Below are 24,958 nucleotides of genomic sequence, written 5' to 3'. Positions count from 1 at the left end.
TCCTCATAATATCTCAACAACAAAAATGAATGCATGAATCTATATTCATTTGTTCATCATTAAGAAGATTAGCATTTATATGTAAATGAAAACCAAGAATTTTGTATACCAGAGGTAAAATAAACAAATACGGCGATAACTTTAATTTCTTTGCATGAGGAGCAAGTCAAACATCGCAATCAGGACAATATGGTTCCGGCGAAAAATTCACATGATCTGCAACAAGCGAGACTACAAAAATATACTCATCCCGCTGTTTTTGAAGTATGATACAACATAAGTAGAACGCTTTCATTTTTATATTACTGTTAATATAAAATCTATTTCATTTTCAGGAGGCTCTTTACCATTGACCAAAACAACTCCAACTTATGATGGGTATCTCTTTGTACATTTTATTGGCGAACAACCAGACGGAGAGCAGGTTTATTTCTCCTATAGCGAGGATGGCCTTCACTGGAAGGATCTTAATGGCGGCTCGCCTGTGCTGTTTTCAGACCTTGGAGAAAAGGGGGTACGGGACCCGTTTCTGGTTCGTTCAGTCAAGGATAATAAATTTTATCTGATTGCTACGGATCTCCGCATCGCAAGCGGCAAAGGATGGACTCATGCCGTTAATACCGGGAGCCGTGACGTAATCGTATGGGAATCCAGCAATCTCGTAAACTGGTCATCCCCATGGAATGTTACACTAGGTGTTGAGGGCGCTGGATGTGTCTGGGCACCAGAAGCTGTGTATGATGAAATGGCAGATGAGTTTCTTGTATTCTGGGCTTCTGCGACGCAGGAACCTCAGGAGCAAGAACGAAAACAAAAAATATACAGCGCTCGTACAAAAGATTTTCGTACGTTTTCGGCATCTGAAAAATACATTGAGCGGGATAATCATATTATTGATACAACGATTCTTCCTGCGGATGGCTCTTATTATCGATACTCCAAGGATGAAACAACCAAAAACATACGGGTAGAAAAAGGAGACTCTCTCGACAAAGGGGCATTTGTTACACTTCAAGCTCCGGTACTGGAGGCTATGGCAGGTGTGGAGGGACCTCAAATCTTTAAATTCAATGACCGGGAGGAATGGTGCCTGATTGTTGATCGATTTGCTGAAGGCAAGGGTTATCTTCCTCTGCTGACTACAGATCTGGGAAGCGGAGAATTCCGAATCGTCCCTGATGGCGAATTCAATATGGGAACGACTCAAAAGCGGCATGGAAGTGTCCTGCCAATCACAGCTGAGGAGTGCAGTCGGCTTCTTGCGGCTTTTGGGGATGGTCATCAGGTGCTTCCCGGACAATATGCCGATCCTGATGTAGCCAAGTTTGAGGATCGTTACTATATGTATCCAACAACAGATGGCTTCGAGGGGTGGTCGGGGACACAGTTCAAGGTGTTTTCTTCTTCAGACCTGAAGCATTGGCAAGACGAAGGTGTTATCCTTGATCTGGGAACAGAGGATATCGCCTGGGCAACTGGTAATGCTTGGGCACCGGCAATTGCCAGCCATAACGGAAAGTTCTATTTTTATTTCTGTGGCAAAATGCGGAACGGCGAGAGTGCCATTGGTGTTGCTGTAGCGGATACACCGATTGGTCCATTCCTGGCCGAGTCGCAACCTTTGATCACAATGGAGCAGTTGAAACGTCTGGGCATTACCATGGGCCAGGCTATTGATCCCTCCATCTATGTTGAGGATGATGGAAAACCGTATCTGCTATTTGGCAATGGACATGCTGCCATTGTGGAGCTTAATGAAGACATGATAAGTGTAGTGGAGGACACAATGAGTAATCTGGCGGGCTTTACATGATTTTCGTGAGGCGGTAACCGTGTTGAAGCAGGGTGGACTATACCACTTTACATGGTCCTGTGATGATACAGGCAGCGAAGACTATCATGTGAATTACGGTACGGCAGAGCAGTTATATGGTCCAATTACCTATCGATACCCAATCCTGAGCAAAAATGTCGAGAAGGGTATGCTGGGCACAGGTCATCACTGTATCTTTAATGAAAATGAAACCGGTCAATACCGGATTGCCTATCACCGTTTTGTCACGCCACTGTCCAGATTCTCCTCTGGAAAGGGTTATCATCGCGAAATATGTATGGACCCGCTTCTTTTTGGTAAGGACGGACTGATTCAGCCTGTCATACTCTAATATAAGACGTTCAGTTAAATCGTTATTTTATGAAGACCTGATGCAGCATGATTGCCTGTCAAATGTCGCTTTTAGCGGTTTTGGCAGGCAATTTTATCATCCACCTGAAACAAGCCAGAACCGTAGGGTTGAGAGGGTATGCGACTTATTAAACGCATTCAGTCCAGAATACATTTGACATGCGAATCAATAAATCGTATTATTACGATATAACGATTTAGGAGGAATACTTTTGAACACTCCCGCTTTTGACAGCAATAACATTAAACAGTTCGATGAACCTGCTAATCTGCTAAAAGCTTTATCTCACCCCATTCGTTTATGCATTGTTCGGGGACTGATGATGAAAAAAAAATGTAATGTTTCTTATATGCAGGAATGTCTGGATCTTCCCCAATCAACAGTCTCTCAACACCTCCAGAAGCTTCGTAGTGCAGGTATTGTTGCTACGGAGCGGAATGGTCTTGAAGTGAACTATGTGCTTGCCGATCAACGGGTTGAACAGATTATCAAAACTTTGTTTGAAAAGGATGATTGTGAATCATGAGAAAAAAAGTACTGATTGTTGGCGGTGTAGCTGGAGGTGCATCTGCAGCTGCACGTCTTCGCCGTCTGGATGAACATGCCGAGATTATTATCTTTGAGAAAGGACCCTATATCTCATTTGCCAATTGTGGTTTACCTTATTATATAGGTGGCTCAATCGATGATCGAGAGCGTCTACTGGTGCAAACGCCAAAAGGGATGGCAGATCGCTTTTGTATCGATGTGCGTACAAGAAGTGAGGTCGTAGCTATCGATTCGCAGAAGCGAGTGGTTAAGATACAGTCTCAGGAGCGCGGTGCATATGAAGAAAGCTATGACGAGTTGATATTGTCACCAGGTGCAAAACCGATCATTCCTGATCTTTCGGGCAAGGACAACCCGCTAATTTATACCGTACGAAGTATTCCAGATATTGATCGGATCAAAGACCAGGTGAATTCTTCTAACAACCAGTCTGCGATTGTTATAGGCGGTGGATTTATTGGCGTGGAAATGGCTGAGAATTTAAAGGAAGCTGGTCTGGATGTAACGCTGATTGAGGGGAACGCACAAGTACTCACACCCTATGATACCGAGTTAGCAGCCGCATTAGCACAGGAAATGGAGAATCATGGTGTAAACCTGCTGTTTTCCAAACGTGTTCAGGGATTTCATTCCCTAGAGCAGGGCATAGGGGTTGAACTTGCCGATGGTCATGTGTTGACAGCTGACATGGTTATTCTTGCGATAGGCGTAACACCAGACACCTATTTTTTGAAGGATAGCGGCGTTTCGCTGGGTGCACGTGGACATATTATCGTAAATGAAGCTTTAGAAAGCAGTGTGCCACATATCTATGCTGTCGGGGATGCCATCGAAGTTACGGAAACCATTCACGGTACGAAGGCAACGATTCCACTTGCCGGACCTGCCAACAAACAAGGCCGTATTGTTGCCGACCGTATCGCAGGGCTTCCTTCTACCTACAAAGGAACACAAGGTACGTCCATTATCAAAGTATTTGGAATGACCGCAGCTACGACAGGCAGTAATGAGAAAACACTGCAGCGTCTCGGCGTGGAATATCAAACCGTTATCGTACACCCTGCTTCTCATGCATCGTATTATCCGGGTTCAAGCGCCATTACTCTTAAACTGCTGTTTACTCCGGAAGGCAAAATTTTAGGCGCACAAGCAGTCGGTTATGATGGAGTGGATAAACGAATTGATGATATTGCTGTAGCCATTCATTTCGGAGGACATGTCCGGGATTTAACAGAGCTTGAACTGAGTTACGCGCCACCTTATTCTTCTGCCAAAGATCCCGTAAATATGGCTGGATATGCAGCAGAGAATATGATCACTGGACGTGTTCAGACGTTCACTTATAATCAACTGGCTGATCGTCAGCCGGGGCAGTCGATACTTCTGGATGTTCGCAGTGAAATTGAGCATCAAAATGGTCATATTCCGGACTCAATCTCTATTCCAGTTGATGAGCTTCGTCAACGTTTAGATGAATTAGACCCATCCAAAGAAATCTGGCTATACTGTCAAGTCGGCTTACGTGGTTACACTGCTTCGCAAATTTTGCGTCAGCATGGTTTTATTGTAAAAAACTTGAGTGGTGGTTATAAAACATACCGTCAAGCCCAGTTTAAGCCTGCTCCATTTACTGCTGCAAAAAAAGACCGTCCTGAACCTGTGATAGACGTTCAGGAAAAAAAGTCTATTCCCACTGCCTCAACACAGCCGCAACGTATTGATCATGAGTTGAACGTATGCGGATTAAGTTGTCCTGGTCCGCTAATTCAGGTTAAGCAAAAAATGGATCAACTAGCGAACGGAGAAACCCTTCGCGTGAAAGCTTCCGATCCAGGATTCTATGAAGATGTCAAAGCATGGGCCACAATGTCGGGTTCCACAATCTTGTAGTTGGAAAGACTGAAAGGCGGTACAATTGAGTCTGTCATTGCTAAAAATACAGCACAACCCGTATCCAATGCCCCAATCAGCGATCCTGCCAGCACAATGGTTGTTTTCAGTGGCGATCTGGATAAAGCGATTGCTTCACTCATTATTGCAAATGGCGCAGCAGCCAGTGGACGGAAAGTAACCCTGTTTTTCACGTTTTGGGGATTGAGTATTATTCGTAAGCAGCAACCGCAGAAGTTATCCAAAACTATGATCGGTCGTATGTTTGATATGATGTTACCTCGCGGCAGCCAGAGGCTTGGCATGTCCAAAATGAATATGCTCGGAGCAGGCCCGAAAATGATCCGTGGTTTGATGAAAAAACATCATGTGCCTTCGTTGGAGGAATTGATTGAGAGCGCAATTACACAAGGAGTAGAGATCGTTGCCTGCCAAATGTCTATGGATTTAATGGGAATTCAGCGTGAAGAATTAATAGATCAAGTCAAAATTGGTGGGGTCGGTTACTATCTTGGACAAGCATCACAAGCCAATCATAACCTGTTTATTTAAAAATTAATCACAAACTCCAAAAAGCGTTGATTCGAATTCGAACCAACGCTTTTTGGACTTAATCATCAAGTAAACATTGACTTCATTTTTTTGATATTATAATATAAGCATACACTTATATTTGATTGAAGGAGGAAGTGCTATGGATTCTATGCAAGAGGTAGCGGATAAGCTTAAATTGCTGGGTGATAAAACACGCCTTACGATCCTTACACTCCTCAAAGAACGTGAATGGTGCGTGTGTGAATTTGTAGAGATTTTAGACATGTCACAACCTGGAATTAGTCAACATTTGCGCAAGCTGAAGGATCAAGGCTTGGTTAAAGAAAATAAACGTGGTCAGTGGGTATACTACTCTTTAAATGTAGAGAATACACCCTATATTACATCTGTCCTGGAATTGATGCCGGATACAGCAACTATTCTTAAATCGTTAAATAAAGAAAACTTTACTTCAGAGTGTAAATAATTTTGATCATTATATAAGTATATCATTATATACAAATATAAATAAAGATGAACTGAGAGGGGGTGTATGGTTTTGTTTTCTACGCTGTTAGCCTGCATCATCTTTTTGATTACACTTGTACTCGTTATTTGGCAGCCTAAAAACCTGTCCATTGGTTGGTCTGCTTGCGGAGGAGCAATCCTTGCTTTACTTGTTGGTGTAGTCAACTTGGAAGATGTATGGGATGTGACACAAATCGTATGGAACGCCACGCTTGCTTTTGTTGCAATCATTCTGATCTCATTAATTCTGGATCGTATCGGCTTTTTTGAATGGGCTGCCTTACATATGGCCAAAGCCGCTCATGGCAATGGTGTACGAATGTTTGTCTATGTCTCCATCTTGGGAGCGGTGGTTTCTGCTTTCTTTGCCAACGATGGAGGCGCACTGATTCTGACACCGATTGTTCTAGCCATGGTACGTGCACTGAATTTCGATGAGAAAAAAGTATTCCCATTTATTATCGCCAGCGGATTTATTGCGGATACAACTTCCTTGCCGCTGGTTGTAAGTAACCTGGTCAACATTGTGTCTGCCGATTTCTTTGGTATTACGTTTATGGAGTACGCAGGAAGGATGATTGTTCCAAATCTGTTCTCGCTGGCGGCGAGTATCGGTGTACTGTATCTCTTTTTCCGCAAGAGTATTCCCAAACGTTTTGATGCCAGTGAATTGAAGCCTCCGGTATCTGCCATTAAGGATATGAAAATGTTTCGGCTGTCATGGGTGGTGTTGGGGGTTCTTCTCATTGGATACTTCACCAGTGAATTCGTCGGTATTCCTGTATCTCTTGTAGCAGGTGTTGTTGCGATATTCTTCCTGATCATGGCTTCCCGGAGTTCTGCTGTACCAACTACATTGGTTGTCAAAGAAGCGCCGTGGGCCATCGTATTTTTCTCCATCGGCATGTATGTCGTGGTTTATGGTCTACGTAACGTAGGTTTGACCGATCTGTTGGCCGTAGTCATTCAGGCTGTGGCGGATCAAGGATTGTTCGCTGCAACAATGGGTATGGGCTTTATCGCGGCAATCATCTCATCCCTGATGAACAATATGCCTACCGTGTTGATTGATGCGCTTGCCATTGATGCAACCACAGCTACAGGGACTGTTCGGGAGGCGCTTATCTATGCCAATATTATTGGATCAGACCTGGGTCCCAAGATTACCCCGATTGGTTCACTCGCGACCCTGCTTTGGCTTCATGTGCTGAGCACCAAAGGTGTCAAAATCTCATGGGGCACTTACTTCAAGACAGGTATCATAATCACCATTCCGACTCTGCTTATTACGCTAGTGGGTCTGTATCTGTGGTTAAGCATTCTATAAAAGCAATCTATAATTCAAATAACGAGGAGACGATGAACATGAGTAAAAAAACACTGTACTTCCTGTGCACAGGTAACTCTTGCCGGAGTCAAATGGCCGAAGGCTGGGCCAAGAAATATCTGAGTGAGGACTGGAATATCTATAGCGCAGGAATTGAGGCCCACGGTCTGAATCCAAAAGCGGTTGAAGCCATGAACGAAGTTTATCTGGACATTTCGACTCAAACCTCGGACATCATTGATTCAGAGTTGTTGAACAACGCTGATTTCGTAGTCACGTTGTGTGGGGATGCAGCAGATAAATGTCCAATGACGCCTCCACATGTGAAGCGAGAACACTGGGGATTTGATGATCCTGCCAAAGCGCAAGGTACAGATGAAGAGAAATGGGCCGTATTCCAAAGGGTTCGTGACCAGATCGGGGAACGCATTAAAACATTTGCTGAAACCGGAAAATAATACAAACCTGCCTGAGCAGGATAATTGAATGCGTACCGAGAGAATGCCACGATGAGTGGCATTTTTTTGTTCAAAAATAATGAACGTTTCATTCAAAAACGGTTCTTTGACTTACCCATAACAGCAACATAGAGTGATGACAAGGGCGGTAGTTGATTTTAGCTAGGCAAATGAGAAGCATATATACCCTTGACTTTCCCCTGTACGGGAAACTATATACTCGCATTATGTTAAAAGATTGGAGATGATATGTTGTTCAAAATCAGTGCGTTTTCCAAGCTAAGCAGGGTCTCATTAAAAACACTGCGTTATTATGACCAGATTGGCATACTTAAGCCGAGAAAGGTAGATCACGATACGGGTTACCGTTACTATTCCGCAGATCAGCTTCTCGAGCTCAACCGAATCTTCATTTATAAAGAATTGGGGTTCACGTTGCCACAAATCACACAGCTGTTACAGGAACATATTACATTGGAGAATATTCAAGGCATGTTTAAGCTAAAAAGAAGCGAAATTCAGCAGATTATCGATACGGAACAAGCCAAACTCGTCCGAATTGAGGAACGCATGCAGCTTATAGAGGAAGAGGGGCACGTCGAAACTGGGCAAGAAATCCGAATCAAAGAGGAAGGTGCTCGGCAGTTTCTTTTTCAGACAGGGTGCGGGAGGGAAGAGGAGATCCCGAGTTTATTTCGTCAGTTTGATCAGTCATTAACAAAAGAAATGCGCCAACTGATCGACGGACCTCAGGTTGTTTTGTGGAAAGAAATCGCAGGACAAGAGGAAGAGTTCGAGTTTGAGATAGGTTACTTCTTAACTTGTGAGCTGCGATCACCTCCCGACCCATTTCAACTGCGGACTCTTCCTGCCGAGCCCATGATGGCCACCATAGCTTATTGTTCCAATGCCACCTTTGCCTGTAAAGCCTGTGTTCATCTAGCTACATGGATTGAGAATAATAACTATCAGATCAAGGAGAACGGAGCTGGTAGGGAATTATATTTACCCTTATCTCAAGAACAAGATGTACAGTTTATAGAAATACAAATTCCAATACTAAATAGATAACTAGAGAAGACGGAGTGGATTAAAGTGAAAAATAAATGGATTATATATATCTTGGCATTGGCTGTTTTTCTGATCGGAACCCTTGAATACATTATTACAGGAGTCATAGAAATGATCGCCTCAGACTTGAGCGTATCTACTTCCGAAGTGGGTTTACTGGTTACTGTATTCGCTCTGGCAGCAGCCATTATCGCTCCGATTCTCATTGCAATTACAATAAATATGGATCGCAAGAAGTTACTGTTGTCCACCCTCAGTGTGTTTATTGCCAGCAACGGACTTATGCTTGTTGACCTTTCTTACGAAACTTTACTATGGGTGCGAATTATTCAAGGGGCTAGCGGAGGAGTGGCTACCGTAGTAGCAATGGCCGTATCGACACGACTGGTTGAAAAAGAAAAAAGGGGCAATGCCATCGGCATCATTTTGATGGGGCTCAGCAGTTCGCTAGTGCTCGGTGTCCCATTGGGCACATTTTTTAGTGAAATGTTTGGATGGAGAGTTCTATTTATATTCATTGGATTGTTAAGTGTTGTTCCATTACTTATTATCTACAAAAAGGTTCCGGCAATCAAAGAGGAAGAAAAGATCACCCTCAGAATGCAGCTCTCCATTTTAAAAAATCCACTCATTCTGACTGCCTTGCTTATTACATTATTGTATATCGGAGGCTATTCGACACTGTTCACGTATATTACGCCTTTCTTGCAAGCCACATCCACTCTTACTATGACCGAGATAAGCGGTGTTCTGTTTCTCGCGGGAATTTGCAGCTTTGTCGGATCAAAAGTGGGCGGACAATTGGCAGATGCAAAGGGATCAAAGTTTACAATTTGTCTAGGCCTTCTGTTACAAGGGGTAACTCTTCTTTTGTTCGCTCTAGCAGGGATCAATCTTATGATTTTAATCTTGGTTTTAATGATTTTTATGTTAGCAACGTGGAGCATATCTCCGGCCCAGCAACTATATTTGGTTACACTGGCACCTCGTAATCCCGACATTGCCCTTAGCGTAAATACATCGTTTATCCAATTTGGTTTTGCACTGGGATCTGGATTAGGTGGGCTTGTGATCAGTCGTTCATCTGTCCTGTATTTGAATTGGTTGGGGTTTGGAGCTGTAGGAATTGCTTTACTTCTTGCCTTACTGCTATTTAAGAAATCGAGAAGCAGGACTGGAACTCCAGATCCAGTGTAATTTCAGTGATGGATAATTCTTGCTTATGAGTAAAATAAAAAGAGGATCTCTTCAGCATTCACTGCTCAAGAGATCTTTTTGGTGTATAACAAAGTTATAACGAGAATCACGTGTGTTTTGCGTATCACAATATGATAATTGATCAATCATGCTTGAGAATATGTCATTGCATCATACAGTCTAAAACCTTAACTTAAAATGACAGCAGAGAACGCTAACAACCTCGATGACGTTTATACCGATTGGATGGCTAAGGTATGTGTAAACGCGTATTGGACAGAGTGGGAATTTTTCCATAGATCTAAGTACATCCCCCTTAAAAGTGAGATTTATATCCCAACTCTGTTAAGTCAGCCGGGACACCTCCACGTCGTTTATGAAACTGTTTAGGCGAGGAACCGGTCATTTGTTTGAACTGCCTGCAAAAATGCTCGACATTACGGTAACCGCATCGATCAGCAATCTCTGCAACCGTATACAAATGATGTCTGAGATATTCTTTGGCCAAACGTATTCTGCTATGAATAACATCCTCCATACACGAGAGGCCAAACGATTTCTTGTACATCAACTGCAGGTACCCCGGGCTGACGTTTATGATCTTCGCCATTTCCGATATGGTCCAAGGATGGCTGGGATCGTTATGAATTGCCGTTCGAAGCTTCAACAGAGGATAGTGCTGAGGACTAATATCCTCTTGGACACAAGACTCAAGCAATTTATTGAACAAGGTTCGCAGCAGGCAATTGATGGATGATTCCCGGTAATCGTTCTGAAAAGAATGCTCTGCAACAAGCAATTGGAACAGCTTATGACAGTATTCCGGATCATCCAGTGGGAAAGGTGTGCCTGGCGGAAGGGAGGTATCGGTTACAAACGGTTCATCACTTTCAAAACGAATCCAATCATTTATATAGCGCTCTGAACAAGCCCGATAATATATTTTTTGATACGGTTTGAAAAGTACAGCACAATGAGCCGGGTATTCCTTAAGTTGTCCATCAACCCAAAACTGGGCAGGGGTCTGTGTAATGACTAATAACCAGGCATCATGCCCTTCAGGGATATCAAAAACAAAATGGTTCTGATGTACCGCGTCACATTCAACGTAAAAAATAGATGTCATGGTTCTTCCCCTTTATCTTTAAGTTGTAGAAAAGAATAACCCATACACTACTTAAGCTATTTTTTATTATACGAGAGTTATCTTTATTTCATAGAACGAATGTACTATTACAATTATATGAGGAGTGTAGCTGGAATGAACAAGCAGGGGTTCAACCCATATCTTCCATCCTGGGAGTACGTACCTGATAGTGAGCCTTATGTATTCAATGAAAGAGTGTATGTGTATGGTTCACATGACCGTTTTCACGGACATGCCTTCTGTCTGAACGATTATGTATGCTGGTCTGCACCCGTGAATGACCTTGGGAATTGGAGAAATGAAGGGGTGATCTACCGAAAAACAGATGACCCGCTGAATCCGAATGGCCATATGTGCTTGTATGCGCCAGATGTTACGCTGGGTCCCGATGGGCGGTATTATCTGTATTATGTGCTGGATAAGGTACCCGTTGTTTCGGTGGCTGTATGTGATGCACCTGCCGGTAAATATGAATTCTATGGTTATGTACAATATGACGACGGCACTCGTCTGGGCGAAAGAGAAGGGGACGAGCCCCAGTTCGATCCCGGCGTGATGACTGAAGGACAGCACACTTATCTGTATACCGGCTTCTGTGCGGCCGGAGACCAATCAAGACATGGCGCGATGGCCACGATGCTAGGTCCGGATATGCTGACGATTGTGGAAGAACCTGTATTCGTAGCACCGAGTGTACCTTACAGTGAGGGCAGCGGTTATGAGGGCCATGAATTTTTTGAGGCGCCTTCCATCCGGAAGAGAGGTGATACCTACTATCTGGTGTATTCCTCCATCGTTATGCATGAATTATGTTATGCCACCAGCCGATTTCCAAATAAAGGATTTACATATCAGGGCGTCATCGTAAGCAACTGTGATCTCCATATCGACTCCTACAAACCTGCTGACAAACCCATGTATTATGGAGGCAATAACCATGGCAGCATTGTGGAGATCAACGGAGACTGGTATGTCTTCTATCACCGTCATACCAATGGGGATGCATTCAACCGGCAGGGCTGTATTGAGAAGATATCTTTTGAAGAGGACGGCAGCATTCCTCAGGTGGAAATGACCTCCTCTGGTCCAAGTGGGAGACCGCTTGAAGGAAAAGGCGAGTACCCCGCATATCTTGCATGTAATCTTTTGACCAAAGATGATCAGAAGTACACTGGAGGTTTCGGGGCAGGAGCCTGGCTGGACAGCCGCTTTCCAAAGATCACCCAGGATGGTAGAGACGGTGATGAAGAAGTCGGATATATCGCCAATATGGTTGAATCCGCAACGGCAGGTTTTAAATACTTTGATTGCCGAGGAATTCGCCAGGTCTCGATCAAGGTACGGGGATATTGTCACGGGGTATTTGAGGTCAAAACCGCATGGGACGGTCCTGTCCTGGGTACAATCCCGGTACATTTCACCAATCATTGGAAACCCTATTCAATCGAGATGACCATTCCGGATGGTATACAGGCTTTGTATTTTACGTACAGAGGTTCGGGAAGTGCAAGTCTTGCATCATTTATTTTAGCGTAATCTTCAAACACATGATCTGAGCAATCCAGAGACAAAACAAAGCAGCTGCTGGTCATCCAGTAGCTGTTTTGTTGACCGCTCAGCCTCTGCGGCTCAGACAATTGGGGTTTTTATGATTAAACTTTTAGTCATCCGCAACGTTGGCTTCTCCAGCCTGCTGCGAATGGCTGCGATATTCGCTTGGCGCGATGCCTGTCCACCGCTTGAATTGGCGACTAAAATGCGCATTGGTCTTATACCCCAGCATCATCGCAATATGGTCTATGTTCAGGTCGGTTTGCTTTAACAGCCGCTGCGCTTCGTTCAGAAGGGTTTCGGATAGAAACTTGCGTGGAGCGATGCCGTACACCTGCCGAAAAATACGATTAACCTGTGACGGGCTAATGCTCAGCGACTTGGCAATGTCCTGAATCCAGGTTCGATCGCTCTCCTGAATTTCCCCGTGAAGATGGATATATCTTACCGAATCCTCAATGTGCTCAGCAATCTGATGGGCAATAGTTTCTTTTCTCGACAACGTAACGGAGGCTTGCTGAGATAACTGACCAACCAGGGAACCAAGCAGTTCAAACACAGCGGCATGTACTTTCATTTGTTTGGAGGAAGATAGCGAGCTAGACAAATGCTCTGTGGCCAAACCATACAAAGTAGACAGGGAAGAGGAGAGCCCCAGAGCCAAATTCGAATTTGCCGGATAATAGATGTCTTTGCAACGGTTAAGTTCTCTGCAAAAGGATGTATCGTGTATGCTGAAATGCACGGAAAAATAAGTGAACCCCTCCGGTCCGGCTCCGGTGCAAGAGTGGGTCATACCAGGCCGGATGAACAGAAGGTCGCCAACCGACTGACGATAAGACTGACCGTTGACAACCATGTTCATCTGCCCGTCCATCATCCAGTGCACTTCATACATTGAATGTTCATGGGACGGATAAGTCCAGCTGGAATCTACTTTTCTTGCATGCAGCCCCAATAATTGAAAAGACATGCGAACATCGGGCAGACGCCCTAAATACACAGCATCCGAAAGCTTGGTCACAGCAAACCAACCCCCTTGTACTATTCTATATTCCAACATCCTGTCATCGAAGTGTCCTCGTAAATCTTCTTTAGTTCAACGAAACGAATCTAACCTCATCTTAACAGAAAAAAAATGCGTGAAAAGGGTAAATCGTGGGAGTGATTAGAACATCGTCATGAACCATAGCGGATGCTATGGTAGTATTATCAACCCGATGGGGAAAAATGGAGGCAAGCTTGAATGAGAATTATTCGATTTCTGGACGGACAACAGAAGTGGCTGGCAGCCGTTACGGATGATGAACAAGCGTATCGTTTGCCACAAGCAGATTTTATGACTTTGATCTATCAAGCAAGAAAGCAGGGGGTCTCTCCAGTTCAACTTGTTGAAAGCGCTTTTAAACCGTCAAACAAGTTAACTGACGATTGGACTTCCTTGCATCTAATCACTCCATTGGAAGCTCCGGAAGTATGGGCGGCGGGTGTAACTTATCAACGCAGCCGCGAAGCGCGAAATTATGAAGCAACGGAAGGCAAGCTGGATGCAAAGACCTTTTACGATAAAGTTTACGATGCCGAAAGACCGGAGATCTTTTTTAAATCTACAGCTGCCCGCACCGTCGGGCCTAATGAGGCTGTCACACTTCGCAGCGATTCCAATTGGCAGATCCCGGAGCCTGAGCTGGGGTTGGTGCTTGCCGCGGATGGCAGCATTGTGGGATACATCGTTGGCAATGACATGAGCTGCCGCGATATTGAAGGGGAAAACCCGCTGTATCTGCCGCAAGCAAAAATGTGGCGCAATTCCTGCTCCATAGGTCCATCCATTCGTCTAGCGGAAACGGTGCAGGATCCATATGCGTTCAGCATCGTCTGCGAAATATATCGCGAAAGTGAAATAGTTGTCAAAAGCGAGGCAAGCACAAGTGAGTTAAACCGAAAACTTGATGAGCTGGTTTCTTTTCTGGCCAGAGATAACGATTTGTTTGACGGTACGGTGTTATTGACAGGTACTAGCATCGTGCCACCCAATGATTTTACACTTGCACCCGGGGACCGCATTGAAATATCCATTAGCGATATCGGGACACTTATTAATCCAGTCATTTCAAACTAATGTACAAGGAGGATGAATGCGATGACCACATTTCAGGTAGAGCAGACATACAGCAATTACATTAACGGAGAATGGGTGAAGGCGACGTCCGGTGAAACCGAACCGAGCATCAACCCGGCGAATCGGAAGGAGGTAGTTGGCTACGTACCCACCTCAGGCGTAGAGGATCTGAACCGGGCTGTTGCAGCCGCGAAGGAAGCAGCAAAAGATTGGCGGAGGTTATCGGGCGCGGAACGCGGAAACTATCTATTTCAGGCAGCCAATGTGTTGGAACGCCGGGCCGATGAGGTTGCAGAGGCGATGACCAGGGAAATGGGCAAAACACTCCCAGAAGCCAAAGGAGAGACACTGCGCGGTGTCGCGATCTTAAGGTATTACGCTGGAGAAGGCATGCGAAAAACCGGTGATGTCATTCCATCAACGGACAGCGAAGCGCTGATGTTTACGACCCGCGTACCCCTTGGCGTTGTTGGGGTTATTGCTCCTTGGAATTTCCCAGTAGCCATTCCGATTTGGAAAACGGCTCCGGCCTTGATTTACGGCAATACGGTTGTGTTGAAGCCTGCTCAGGAAACTGCGGTCACTGCGGCTAAAGTAATGGAGTGTTTTGAAGAGGCGGGCATTCCGGCAGGCGTTCTTAATCTGGTATGCGGCAGAGGCTCAGTGATCGGATCTGCACTTGCTGAGCATCCGGATGTGGGCGGAATAACGTTCACAGGTTCCAATGAAGTGGGCAAACGGGTCGGCGGCGCAGCACTGGCACGTGGGGCCAAGTATCAACTTGAAATGGGTGGGAAAAACCCGATTATTATCGCGGCTGACGCTGACCTGGATTTGGCTGTGGAAGCCACGATCAGCGGTGGGTTGAAATCGACCGGGCAAAAATGTACGGCCACCAGCAAGGTCATTATTGAACGAAAAGTATACGATGCCTTTAAAGAAAAGCTGCTCTCGCAAATCCAGGAAATCCGGCTGGGTGACGGCATGTCTTCTGGAAGCTGGATGGGTCCATGTGCAAGCGAAGGACAGCTCAATACCGTGCTGAGTTATATTCAAAAAGGCCAGGATGAAGGTGCCGTTCTGCTCGCTGGCGGAAAAAGAGGGGGCGGTCCGGGACTGGAAGAGGGATTCTATGTGCAGCCGACCGTATTTGAAGGGGTCGAATCCCATATGTCCATCGCTCGGGAAGAAATCTTTGGCCCGGTTCTGGCCTTGATTGCGGTAGATTCCTTGGAGGAAGCGATCGAAGCGGCTAATGATAGCGATTATGGCTTGAGTGCTTCCATCTATACACAGAACGTCGGAGCCATGTTGTCTTTCATCCGGGACATGGATGCAGGACTCGTCAGAATTAATGCAGAAACGGCTGGCGTAGAGCTGCAGGCTCCGTTTGGCGGAATGAAGATGTCGAGTTCACACTCCAGAGAACAGGGACAAGCGGCTATCGAGTTTTTCACGGCCATCAAAACGGTCTTTGTGAAGTCATAAACTGTGGGAGGCTATCATGTACGAACAGATTACGTCGATTATGGGAGAGACCGCGTCCAACTGCTTCGATATCATAGCACATGCTCCAGGGGCTGCCGGACGTCTGCCTTTAACGGATGATTTGCTGCGGAATGCTCCAAGCGGCGACTTGTTCGGCATGTCCCAGAACGTTGGAATGGGCTGGAAGCCCGGGGAATTGAACGGAAAACAATTTCTGATCTTGAGTACACAAGGTGGCATACGGAATGAAGACGGTAGCCCGGCAGCACTCGGTTACCATACCGGCCACTGGGAGGTCGGCCTGCTGATGAAGGCTGCCGCAGAAGAACTGTCAAGCCGGGGAGGAATCCCGTTTGCCGGATATGTCAGCGATCCGTGTGACGGCAGATCACAGGGGACGACCGGCATGTTTGACTCGCTTCCGTACAGGAATGATGCCGCTATGGTATTTCGCAGACTGATTCGCTCGCTACCAACTCGTAAAGGCGTGCTTGGTGTCGCCACTTGTGACAAAGGTCTTCCAGCGATGATGCTCGCACTTGCCGGCATGCCGCAATTGCCTGGTGTAATTGTTCCCGGTGGCGTCACACTTCCGCCTACCGATGGAGAGGATGCCGGTAAAATTCAGACCATCGGTGCACGGTACGTCAACGGGGAACTTTCTCTGGAAATGGCTTCGGATTTAGGATGTCGAGCTTGTGCTACACCGGGAGGAGGCTGTCAGTTTCTAGGTACCGCGGCTACGGCCCAGGTTGTAGCAGAGGCACTGGGTATGACAGTGCCACATGCTGCGCTTGCACCTTCCGGACAGCCCATCTGGTTTGAAATGGCGCGCCAATCTTCACGTGCACTCATCCACATGGAGTCACAGGGGATGAGAATGGCAGACATTGTCACCGATGCATCCATTCGCAATGCGATGACCGTTCATGCCGCGTTTGGCGGATCGACCAATCTGCTTCTTCACATACCGGCGATTGCCCATGCAGCCGGTTTAACCATACCCACGGTACAGGACTGGATACAGGTCAACAAAAATGTTCCGAGGCTGGTTAGTGCCCTGCCAAATGGACCGATCTTTTATCCGACCATACGTGTCTTTCAGGCAGGAGGTGTACCGGAGGTCATGCTCCACCTCAGACAGCTTGGTCTGTTGGATGAGTCTGTACCAACGGTTACAGGTACTTCATTGGGTCAGGTACTGGACTGGTGGGAATCGTCGGAACGCCGTTATCTCATGCGGAAGCAGTTAAAAGAGCAGGACGGTATCGATCCGGACAGTGTCATCATGAGTGTAGAACACGCTCAGCGGCTTGGAATCTCATCGACTGTAACATTTCCAACCGGGAATATCGCTCCAGAAGGTTCTGTCATCAAATCCACCTCTATTGATCCTGCTGTGCTGGATGAGCATGGCGTATACCGTCATCGTGGCAGAGCAAAGGTGTTTACCACTGAACGTGAGGCGATCCATGCGATTAAGACCGGAGGTATTCTGGCTGGCGACGTTGTTGTGCTTCTCGGGCGAGGTCCATCGGGAACTGGAATGGAGGAGACGTACCAGCTTACATCTGCGCTTAAACATTTGCCTTTTGGCAAATACGTGTCACTGATTACGGATGCCCGGTTCTCCGGTGTTTCCACCGGAGCGTGTATTGGTCATGTTGGCCCCGAAGCGCTGGCAGGCGGACCGATTGGCAAGCTGCGGAACGGAGACCTGATTGACATCACGGTTGATCGTAACACGCTGGAGGGTAGCATTAACTTTGTCGGAGAAGGCGATCTGGAGTTTTCGCCGGAAGAAGGTGCTCTCATCCTGGCACAAAGGTCCTTCCATCCGGATATGAAGCCTGATGAGGCTTTGCCGGATGATACAAAGCTCTGGGCTGCATTGCAATCGGTCAGCGGTGGGACTTGGAGAGGGAATGTATATGATGTAGAGCGGATCATAACCGCCCTGGAAGCCGGCAAAAAAGCGCTGGGCTGGTACTGATATCTACCTTTCTTGTATCTGTTGTTGTACAAATCATTACTTTCATACCGGAGGTTTCTTCCATGAATAAGATCAAGAAAATGATCACCAATCCCATCCTTCCCGGTTTCCATCCCGATCCGTCCATCTGCCGAGCAGAGGAGGATTACTATATTGCTACTTCCACCTTTGAATGGTTCCCTGGTGTACGGATTCACCATTCCCGGGATTTGGTTCATTGGCGGCCAATCGCTTCTCCGCTGACTCGTGTAACGCAGTTGAACATGGAGGGCAACATTAATTCCGGAGGCGTATGGGCACCCTGTCTTAGTTACGACAACGGTGTGTTTTACCTGATTTACACCGATGTCAAAAGCCGGGTAGGCGCTTTTAAAGATACCCACAATTACCTTGTGACAGCAACGGATATCGAGGGTCCTTGGTCCGAACCGGTGTATCTGAACAGCAGCGGTTTTGATCCTTCCCTGTTTCATGATGAAGACGGACGCAAATGGCTGGTCAATATGATATGGGATCACCGTAAGGGCAAAAATCGGTTTGCAGGCATCGTTCTTCAGGAATATTCCGTCCAGGAACATAAGCTGATCGGACCGGCCATGAACATATTTAAGGGAACAGAATTAGGCCTGACCGAAGCACCCCACCTGTATAAACACAAGGACTATTATTATCTCATTGCGGCTGAAGGTGGAACCGGTTATGAGCATGCGGTTACCGCAGCACGTTCCCGTACGTTACAAGGCCCTTACGAGGTCGATCCTGCCAATCCGATCCTCACTTCATATGGCAGACCGGATTTAGCTCTGCAAAAGGCAGGCCACGGTAGTCTAGTCGAAACGCACACCGGCGAATGGTACATGGCTCATCTGGTCGGACGACCCGTTCATCACAAATATTGCATTCTTGGACGTGAGACCGCACTTCAGCCATGTACGTGGAGCGAGGACGGCTGGCTGAGACTTGCGAGCGGTGACCGATATCCGGAGGTTCAGGTGCCTGCACCGATGATCCAGTCCCATCCGTTTGAGCCGATTGCTGAAATGGATGACTTTGATCACTTTGAGCTTCGGCATGATTGGAATACACTTCGCATTCCACCCGATTCGACTTGGCTCAGCTTGACGGAACGTCCCGGTTACTTGCGCTTGCACGGCATGGAGTCGATGAGTTCAACGCACAGGCAAAGCATGATCGCACGGAGACTTCAGGCCTTGGAATGTGAAGCCGAGACGTGTCTGGAATTTGCGCCGGACCATCCACAGCAAATGGCAGGCTTGATTTTGTACTACGATACCCAGGACTATCTCTACTTACGTGTAACTTATCATGAGGATAAAGGGCTCTGCCTGGGGATCATTCAGTCCAAATACGGGGTATACGACGAACTGCTTGAGGATATTCCGCTAGAGTCGGTGAGCACGCTCCGTTTAAAGGCTGTGGTGGATCAAGATCGCGTCCGCTTTTATTATGCGTTAAATAGTGATTCATCCTGGAATACAGCAGGTGGGTGGATTGATATCACACATCTGTCCGATGAATCTCCGGAGTATATCCGGTTTACGGGAACCTATATTGGTCTTTGTGTGCAGGATCTTGGTGGAACCCGCAAACATGCCGATTTTGATTACTTTATGTATAGAGAAACAAAGCATGCAGCTGGTTTATCGGAAAACATGTGACGGTCTTTTTGGAAAGAGCAGGGGACAATCCAAAGAGGACCAAATCACATATTTATCCATGTAAAATTAGAAATTATCAGCGGGTTTTAATTTTAAAAAGGCACATTATTCCATATAAATCAGTTGATATCGTTAGGGTCAATAATGGAAATGAGAGGCCGGTCGGATTTAACCGCGGGCGATTTAACTCTGAACTCTTGAAACCAAAACGATAAAAAGACCTTACGTTCGCTTGAAACGTTAAGGTCTTTTTATCGTTTTGCAATAGAAAAAATCTTAGTCTATTTTTTCAATACTCACAACCGTTCTAATGGGTGGCGAGGGTTCTAGTTGGTCAAAGCCAGTAGTAATTCTTACTCTTTGGCCTATTTCAATTGTTTCATATGTTTCTCTATCGACCAAATAATACGAAGCTTCCTGGTCTTGTGCTAGTTCTATAAAATCCTCAAGATTTCCATTCTCCAGATCTTCCTTACTTATATTTTGTAGTACAAGAAATCTGTACTTGTCATTTTCATCTGTTTTAAATACTACAGTGCCCTCGAAAACTGGATAATTCTCTTTCTCATCCTTGTTAGAACAGCCCGCAAGTATAATCATACTAAAGAAGATAAACAATGTTATTTTTTTCATAATAACCTCCTTGATTTGAAATAGAGTTTTCTCCTTGCTTTTAAGTATACCCTACATAAAAAAAGCAAATTATTACTAAAAAGTAATTCATACGAGAAAAGTATGAAACATGGCATGAGGATTCCTTTAAATAATAAGTTCCTAGAGTAGAAAAAACAAAAAAAGAGGTCACGACGATGGATAGCCTAAAATGGATTCAAAGCTGGTATTATGAAAATTGTGACGGCGATTGGGAACATTCATACGGTGTGAGAATTGATACTGTAGATAATCCTGGTTGGTCTGTCGAAATCGATTTGACGGATACCTATTTAGAAGATGTGCCATTTGATTCGATTGAAGAAGAGAGAACTGAAGAAGATTGGTTCTACTGTATCGTGAGAGATGGAGTGTTTCACAGTGCAGGGGGAGCAAAAAATTTAGAAGAGATGCTTAATTGCTTCAAAAATTGGGCTTCGAGTTTGGATAGAAGTTAATAATGCACTAACAAGGAGAGAACCAGATGTATCTAAAGGAATTCGATTTGGATTTACCGTATATTGTAGATGATGAAAATATTGAATCTATAATGAAAAAACAAAAATGTGAGTACAACGAAGCAACAAAATTAGATTATGCGTTGAATTGGAAATGGAAAAGACGCTCTTTTAGTTTGGAAACTCGCTGTATTACAGCGATGTATGAACGTCTGCTGGAGAAATACAAAACGAAAGATTGTTGGAAAGTCCTAATAGAATGTGTAGAAAACATTACGGATGAACGTATTGTTAACGTTTCTGGTGTGTGTTCGGTACCGATCCAATTTAGTTTGAATGACTTTAGTGCAAAAAATGAGTTGGAGAAAAAAAAGACTACGCTTCGCCTGCTAATGGAAGGCATAGAGAAACTTGCTCTACGTAATAATTGGGAGATTGATCCATTTAGGGAGATAGCTTTGCAAATAGAGGAGTTAGATTATGTAAATGAATGGACTTGGAAAAAATCCGTGAAGAGCCCTAATAAGAAGTACAATGCTAGAGTCATTTGCCATCATAATGTAGATAGCATGGATATATTCATATCTATTTTACAACGAGATGGTACGCAAATACTTTTAGAGAAGGTCATATCAGAACAACCAGATGAATTTGCCTATGCTGAACATCTAGGTGAACTTACATGGGTATCTGATTTTGAAGTTGCTTTAATTAATAAAACAGGTACTAAAAAATTTTCTGCAAAACTAGAACATTAATTATTTTGCCTCTAGAAAACATTGTCCACCTGGTGTCATGGTCTCTTTTATTATTAGGCATGCATGTACCTTGAGGTTTTTATTCCTCTCGTATAAATGACATGCCCGTTTTTTATTTATACTGTAAATCCCTTGTGATTCTGCGCCCTGTTGGTGTCTGGGCGAGGCCGCCGCCGGCTGTTTCGCGCAGAGATTCAGGCATGGCTGATCCAACCTCCAGCATGACCTGCACTACCTCATCCGAAGGGATGACGCTGCTTGAGTAGATAGGTGTGTTGTGGAGGTATGACCCTGCGATCGACGCGTTAACGGTCATGGCAAGAACAGGGGACGATCCGATATACGGATATTGGTGTTAACCGGTTGTCTATCCGGCAACCGGCTGAGGATTTGAATGCGTTTATGGCAGAGGTATTCGAGCCACTTCAGCCTGCCAAAGGGCAGACCGGTGGGCTAGAAGAAACACTGATGACGTATATGGCGTGTGGAGGTTCTGCGGTCCAAGCTGCGGCAGCACTTCATATTCATATCAATACTTTGTATCAGCGTATTCATAAAATCGAAGAGATTCTGGGCATGTCCCTGAGTAATCAGGAGCATCTGCTCCATCTGCAACTGGTCTGTTATCTAAAGCAGACATATCGTTCATCGTGATGTTCAAATCAACTTACTTGAGATCATGATTCAAACGTATTACCGACATAATGAAAAGAGTGAATATGCGTTTTGGTGAGTTCAATCACGTTTTTTATAAATGCCTCGCGTGATTCACGATATCCGCTTAATATCCAATTGTTCAATAGTCCAAAAAAACCGTAGGCGGTATAGTACTTGAAATAGTCCATGTTCACTGGGGAGTTGTTGATCGTCTCAAAGACAAATTGCTCCTGATAGATTTTGAGTATGGTTTGTGGAAAGCCTGTATGTAGACCGGGTAACGTATCATCGTATTGAATCAGTTCGAAGAAATCACGGTGCTCGTAGATATAATCCACGATTTGAAAAGATTCGGCATCCAGCTTGTTGGTTGAAACCTTTTGACCGTGCCAATAGGGTTTGCCTACTGCGCCCCTCAATCCTTCGAGTGTCATACTCAACAACTCTTCGGCGAGAATATATTTATCCTGGTAGTGTAAATAAAACGTGCTGCGATTATAACCCGCCTGATCAACGATGTCTTTGACAGAAACACCATGAAATCCTTTTTTCTTAATGAGCTGAATCAGAGCGGTTTTTAGGTGCTCCTTGGTTCGATTACGATGTTGAGATGTCACAGTAAGTTCATTATTCATTCAAAAAAACTCCTATAAATATAGACATAGTTTTATAAAGTGTCTACGAGGTAGACACTTGGTCACATCTTAATGATTGGATTGTTACAATTTTAAGCATAGAATTAGTTTTGTAAACATCATATAGCACTATTTATATAGGCGCTATTCAAAATATTATACTGGGGGATTTATTCATGGGCAAACTTCAAGATAAAGTTGCAGTCATCACAGGAGGAGCATCCGGGATTGGTGCAGCGACAGCTCGCTTATTCGTTTCCGAAGGAGCTAAAGTGGTCTTGGTGGATCTGAATGAAGAAAAAGGCAAGGCGTTTGAGCAGGAACTGAAAGCGCTTAAAGCAGAAGCTCTCTTTATTAAAGCAAACATAACAAGTGAAGAAGAGGTTTCTGAGATTTTCAAACAAACTGTAGAAGCATTTGGTCAAGTGGATATCGTATTCAACAATGCGGGAATCGGACGTGTTCATCCGACGCATGAGCTTGATTATGCCGAATGGCGCAATACAGTCAATGTTGACCTGGACGGCGTATTCTTGGTTGCTCGTGAATCGATTCGCGAAATGCTCAAAATTGGTGGAGGTACAATCGTCAACACGGCTTCCATGTACGGATGGGTTGGTTCGCCTGGCTCTGCAGCCTACAATGCAGCTAAAGGCGGCGTTGTAAACCTGACTCGTTCGCTCGCGCTGGAGTATGCTGAGCAGAATATTCGGGTGAACTCCCTTTGCCCTGGCTTCATCGATACACCAATTATCCCGGAAGAGAGCAAACAAGCACTTTCTGCGGCAACACCAATGAAACGTCTGGGTCAAGCAGAAGAGATGGCAAAAGCCGTTCTGTTCCTGGCTAGCGACGACTCTTCATATATGACAGGAAATAGCCTCATCATAGATGGAGGATACACCGCTCAATAAGTGCATCAATTTTCGAAGCACACAAAGAAACATAGTTCCATTAAAAGTCGCTATTCTAGCGGCTTTTTTTATTGTATTGGTATAAGAGCAGTTCCCAATCCAAGGATAACTAGCAAACAGCGAGTTTAGCTACTCATAATAGATGGCCTCATAAGGAAACTCTAACTTATTCAAGCGATATTCTTTGGGCGACATGGACATATATTGCCGAAAAACTTTGCCGAAATAGCTGGGACTCTCAAACCCGCATTGTTGACCAATTTGGGAAATCGGAAGTTCCGTTGTGCGGAGTAGTCGAATTGCAACCTCAATGCGTCTGTCTTTGAGATAGGCTAGCGGTGATGTTTTCTCGGATTTCTGAAATAACCTGCACAAGTAGTGTTTATTAATATCGCAATGGCTGGCTAGAAGATCCAACGTCAATGGAGATGCATAATTCTCTCGAATGAATTTTTTACATTTCTCAATCGTTGTTATGGAAAGGGCACCAATATCCTTTTCCGCATCCCGACTCGTCTGTACCAGGATAAGCAACCACCGATAGACTTGCATGGACAAGCGATACTTGTCCGTAACTTTCTCTTGATGAATCAAATGGATAATTTGCCATAACTCTTGAATCAAGGGAGAGTCCGCGTTTCGTCGAATGACATGTCCCTCATTATCATGGGTCATATCCCAAATTCGGTTGGCTTCATCCCCGCGAATGTTGATCCATATAAATTCCCATGGTTCGTTGTTCTCTTGTTTATAGTAATAACAATGTTCTCCGGAGATTTTAACAAGTAGGGCATGTCCCTTCGGTAAAGGAATCGTTTGATTGTCAATATCCAGATAACCCTGACCATTAAGTGTGTATTGAAAAACGACGTGCCCCGGGTCCGGTCTATCATCGCTTGGACAACGATATTCCTCGCTAGAAACGATCTGCCATCCAATAGAGTCCAGTGTCATGATTGATGTATCGTCATTACGAAAAGCATAAGAAACCGTATGAACCATCGTTTCATCTCCTTCCTAAAAAAGTCAATTATCTTATATAATACGTCACATTTTTTAGATTGTCTGTCTTTTTTTAGACCTGTAAGATAAATGTAAGCGGTAACATAAAGAGGAGGTGGCTGTAAATTGTGTTCATATGACAACAAGCTGGGCAGGATCGAAC

The 24,958-nt window shown here is 44.9% G+C and carries 22 protein-coding genes and 2 pseudogenes; 18 read left to right on the top strand and 6 right to left on the bottom strand.

What is annotated here, in order from left to right; all coding sequences use genetic code 11:
• The first annotated feature begins 349 nt into the window (after window positions 1-349).
• The 9 genes and pseudogenes from QF041_RS04905 (at window position 350) to QF041_RS04865 (ending at window position 9,740) form a co-directional block, all read left to right on the top strand.
• A complete protein-coding gene (locus tag QF041_RS04905) occupies window positions 350-1,813 on the top strand; it encodes a family 43 glycosylhydrolase (RefSeq protein WP_307412540.1) in 1,464 nt (487 codons plus the stop codon).
• A gap of 19 nt (window positions 1,814-1,832) precedes the next feature.
• Window positions 1,833-2,165 carry a family 43 glycosylhydrolase gene (locus QF041_RS04900; RefSeq protein ID WP_307412539.1) on the top strand — a complete coding sequence of 111 codons (333 nt, stop codon included), beginning with the start codon at window positions 1,833-1,835 and terminating at the stop codon, window positions 2,163-2,165.
• A 232-nt stretch (window positions 2,166-2,397) separates the two neighbouring features.
• Complete coding sequence (locus QF041_RS04895) at window positions 2,398-2,712, top strand: ArsR/SmtB family transcription factor (protein ID WP_036615511.1); 315 nt, start codon at window positions 2,398-2,400, stop codon at window positions 2,710-2,712.
• Window positions 2,709-5,177 (top strand): annotated as a pseudogene (locus tag QF041_RS04890) (FAD-dependent oxidoreductase). The gene QF041_RS04895 and the pseudogene QF041_RS04890 overlap by 4 nt, the downstream one beginning before the upstream one ends.
• A 142-nt stretch (window positions 5,178-5,319) precedes the next feature.
• Window positions 5,320-5,646, top strand: a complete 327-nt coding sequence (locus tag QF041_RS04885; RefSeq protein WP_307412537.1) for an ArsR/SmtB family transcription factor — start codon at window positions 5,320-5,322, stop codon at window positions 5,644-5,646.
• Window positions 5,647-5,718: 72 nt separating this feature from the next.
• Window positions 5,719-7,014: an arsenic transporter gene (locus tag QF041_RS04880; RefSeq protein ID WP_076317798.1), complete on the top strand. Its 1,296-nt coding sequence runs from the start codon at window positions 5,719-5,721 to the stop codon at window positions 7,012-7,014.
• Window positions 7,015-7,052: 38 nt separating this feature from the next.
• Entirely contained in the window at window positions 7,053-7,472 is a 420-nt protein-coding gene (gene arsC / locus QF041_RS04875; RefSeq protein ID WP_307412534.1) for an arsenate reductase (thioredoxin), read from the top strand.
• A gap of 252 nt (window positions 7,473-7,724) precedes the next feature.
• A complete protein-coding gene (locus tag QF041_RS04870) occupies window positions 7,725-8,543 on the top strand; it encodes a MerR family transcriptional regulator (protein WP_307416896.1) in 819 nt (272 codons plus the stop codon).
• A gap of 24 nt (window positions 8,544-8,567) precedes the next feature.
• A complete protein-coding gene (locus tag QF041_RS04865; RefSeq protein WP_307412532.1) occupies window positions 8,568-9,740 on the top strand; it encodes an MFS transporter in 1,173 nt (390 codons plus the stop codon).
• A gap of 316 nt (window positions 9,741-10,056) precedes the next feature.
• On the opposite strand, the gene QF041_RS04860 is transcribed toward QF041_RS04865, so the two are convergent.
• Window positions 10,057-10,866 (bottom strand): helix-turn-helix transcriptional regulator, encoded by an 810-nt coding sequence (locus QF041_RS04860; RefSeq protein ID WP_307412530.1) that lies wholly within the window; start codon window positions 10,864-10,866, stop codon window positions 10,057-10,059.
• A 135-nt stretch (window positions 10,867-11,001) separates the two neighbouring features.
• Here QF041_RS04860 and QF041_RS04855 point away from each other — a divergent pair, with 135 nt between their 5' ends.
• On the top strand, window positions 11,002-12,423 hold the full coding sequence (locus QF041_RS04855) for a family 43 glycosylhydrolase (protein ID WP_307412528.1): 1,422 nt from the start codon (window positions 11,002-11,004) through the stop codon (window positions 12,421-12,423).
• Between the two features lie 124 nt (window positions 12,424-12,547).
• Here the strand turns inward: QF041_RS04855 and QF041_RS04850 are convergent, their stop codons facing one another.
• Complete coding sequence (locus QF041_RS04850; protein ID WP_307412525.1) at window positions 12,548-13,462, bottom strand: helix-turn-helix domain-containing protein; 915 nt, start codon at window positions 13,460-13,462, stop codon at window positions 12,548-12,550.
• Window positions 13,463-13,684: 222 nt separating this feature from the next.
• On the opposite strand from QF041_RS04850, the gene QF041_RS04845 reads away from it, so the two are divergent.
• The 4 genes from QF041_RS04845 (at window position 13,685) to QF041_RS04830 (ending at window position 19,720) form a co-directional block, all read left to right on the top strand.
• A complete protein-coding gene (locus tag QF041_RS04845; protein ID WP_307412523.1) occupies window positions 13,685-14,560 on the top strand; it encodes a fumarylacetoacetate hydrolase family protein in 876 nt (291 codons plus the stop codon).
• Between the two features lie 21 nt (window positions 14,561-14,581).
• A complete protein-coding gene (gucD, locus tag QF041_RS04840) occupies window positions 14,582-16,048 on the top strand; it encodes an alpha-ketoglutaric semialdehyde dehydrogenase GucD (RefSeq protein WP_307412521.1) in 1,467 nt (488 codons plus the stop codon).
• 16 nt (window positions 16,049-16,064) lie between these two features.
• Window positions 16,065-18,041 (top strand): YjhG/YagF family D-xylonate dehydratase, encoded by a 1,977-nt coding sequence (locus QF041_RS04835; RefSeq protein ID WP_307412519.1) that lies wholly within the window; start codon window positions 16,065-16,067, stop codon window positions 18,039-18,041.
• Between the two features lie 62 nt (window positions 18,042-18,103).
• Complete coding sequence (locus QF041_RS04830) at window positions 18,104-19,720, top strand: glycoside hydrolase family 43 protein (RefSeq protein WP_307412518.1); 1,617 nt, start codon at window positions 18,104-18,106, stop codon at window positions 19,718-19,720.
• Window positions 19,721-19,996: 276 nt separating this feature from the next.
• Here QF041_RS04830 and QF041_RS04825 read toward each other — a convergent pair whose 3' ends face one another.
• The gene (locus QF041_RS04825) at window positions 19,997-20,353 is read right to left on the bottom strand and encodes a DUF3221 domain-containing protein (RefSeq protein ID WP_307412515.1); all 357 of its coding nucleotides are present in this window, start codon (window positions 20,351-20,353) and stop codon (window positions 19,997-19,999) included.
• Window positions 20,354-20,529: 176 nt separating this feature from the next.
• Between QF041_RS04825 and QF041_RS04820 the strand changes: the two genes are divergently transcribed.
• Together QF041_RS04820 and QF041_RS04815 are read left to right on the top strand one after the other, a co-directional pair.
• Entirely contained in the window at window positions 20,530-20,829 is a 300-nt protein-coding gene (locus tag QF041_RS04820; RefSeq protein ID WP_307412513.1) for an immunity 53 family protein, read from the top strand.
• 26 nt (window positions 20,830-20,855) lie between these two features.
• Entirely contained in the window at window positions 20,856-21,587 is a 732-nt protein-coding gene (locus QF041_RS04815) for a hypothetical protein (RefSeq protein ID WP_307412511.1), read from the top strand.
• 112 nt (window positions 21,588-21,699) lie between these two features.
• Here QF041_RS04815 and QF041_RS04810 read toward each other — a convergent pair.
• Window positions 21,700-21,843, bottom strand: a pseudogene (locus QF041_RS04810) (L-serine ammonia-lyase, iron-sulfur-dependent, subunit alpha); the annotation flags it as partial.
• A 107-nt stretch (window positions 21,844-21,950) separates the two neighbouring features.
• On the opposite strand from QF041_RS04810, the gene QF041_RS04805 reads away from it, so the two are divergent.
• The gene (locus tag QF041_RS04805) at window positions 21,951-22,241 is read left to right on the top strand and encodes a PucR family transcriptional regulator (protein ID WP_307412509.1); all 291 of its coding nucleotides are present in this window, start codon (window positions 21,951-21,953) and stop codon (window positions 22,239-22,241) included.
• 23 nt (window positions 22,242-22,264) lie between these two features.
• Here QF041_RS04805 and QF041_RS04800 read toward each other — a convergent pair whose 3' ends face one another.
• On the bottom strand, window positions 22,265-22,879 hold the full coding sequence (locus QF041_RS04800; protein ID WP_307412507.1) for a TetR/AcrR family transcriptional regulator: 615 nt from the start codon (window positions 22,877-22,879) through the stop codon (window positions 22,265-22,267).
• A gap of 176 nt (window positions 22,880-23,055) precedes the next feature.
• Here QF041_RS04800 and QF041_RS04795 point away from each other — a divergent pair, with 176 nt between their 5' ends.
• Window positions 23,056-23,793: an SDR family NAD(P)-dependent oxidoreductase gene (locus tag QF041_RS04795; RefSeq protein ID WP_076210575.1), complete on the top strand. Its 738-nt coding sequence runs from the start codon at window positions 23,056-23,058 to the stop codon at window positions 23,791-23,793.
• A 129-nt stretch (window positions 23,794-23,922) separates the two neighbouring features.
• Here the strand turns inward: QF041_RS04795 and QF041_RS04790 are convergent, their stop codons facing one another.
• On the bottom strand, window positions 23,923-24,795 hold the full coding sequence (locus QF041_RS04790; RefSeq protein ID WP_307412504.1) for a helix-turn-helix transcriptional regulator: 873 nt from the start codon (window positions 24,793-24,795) through the stop codon (window positions 23,923-23,925).
• Between the last annotated feature and the right edge of the window lie 163 nt (window positions 24,796-24,958).

The organism is Paenibacillus sp. W2I17, assembly GCF_030815985.1.
Taxonomy (GTDB): Bacteria; Bacillota; Bacilli; order Paenibacillales; family Paenibacillaceae; genus Paenibacillus.
Note: the sequence above shows the minus strand (reverse complement) of the source record. Positions and strands in the feature narration are given on the sequence as shown.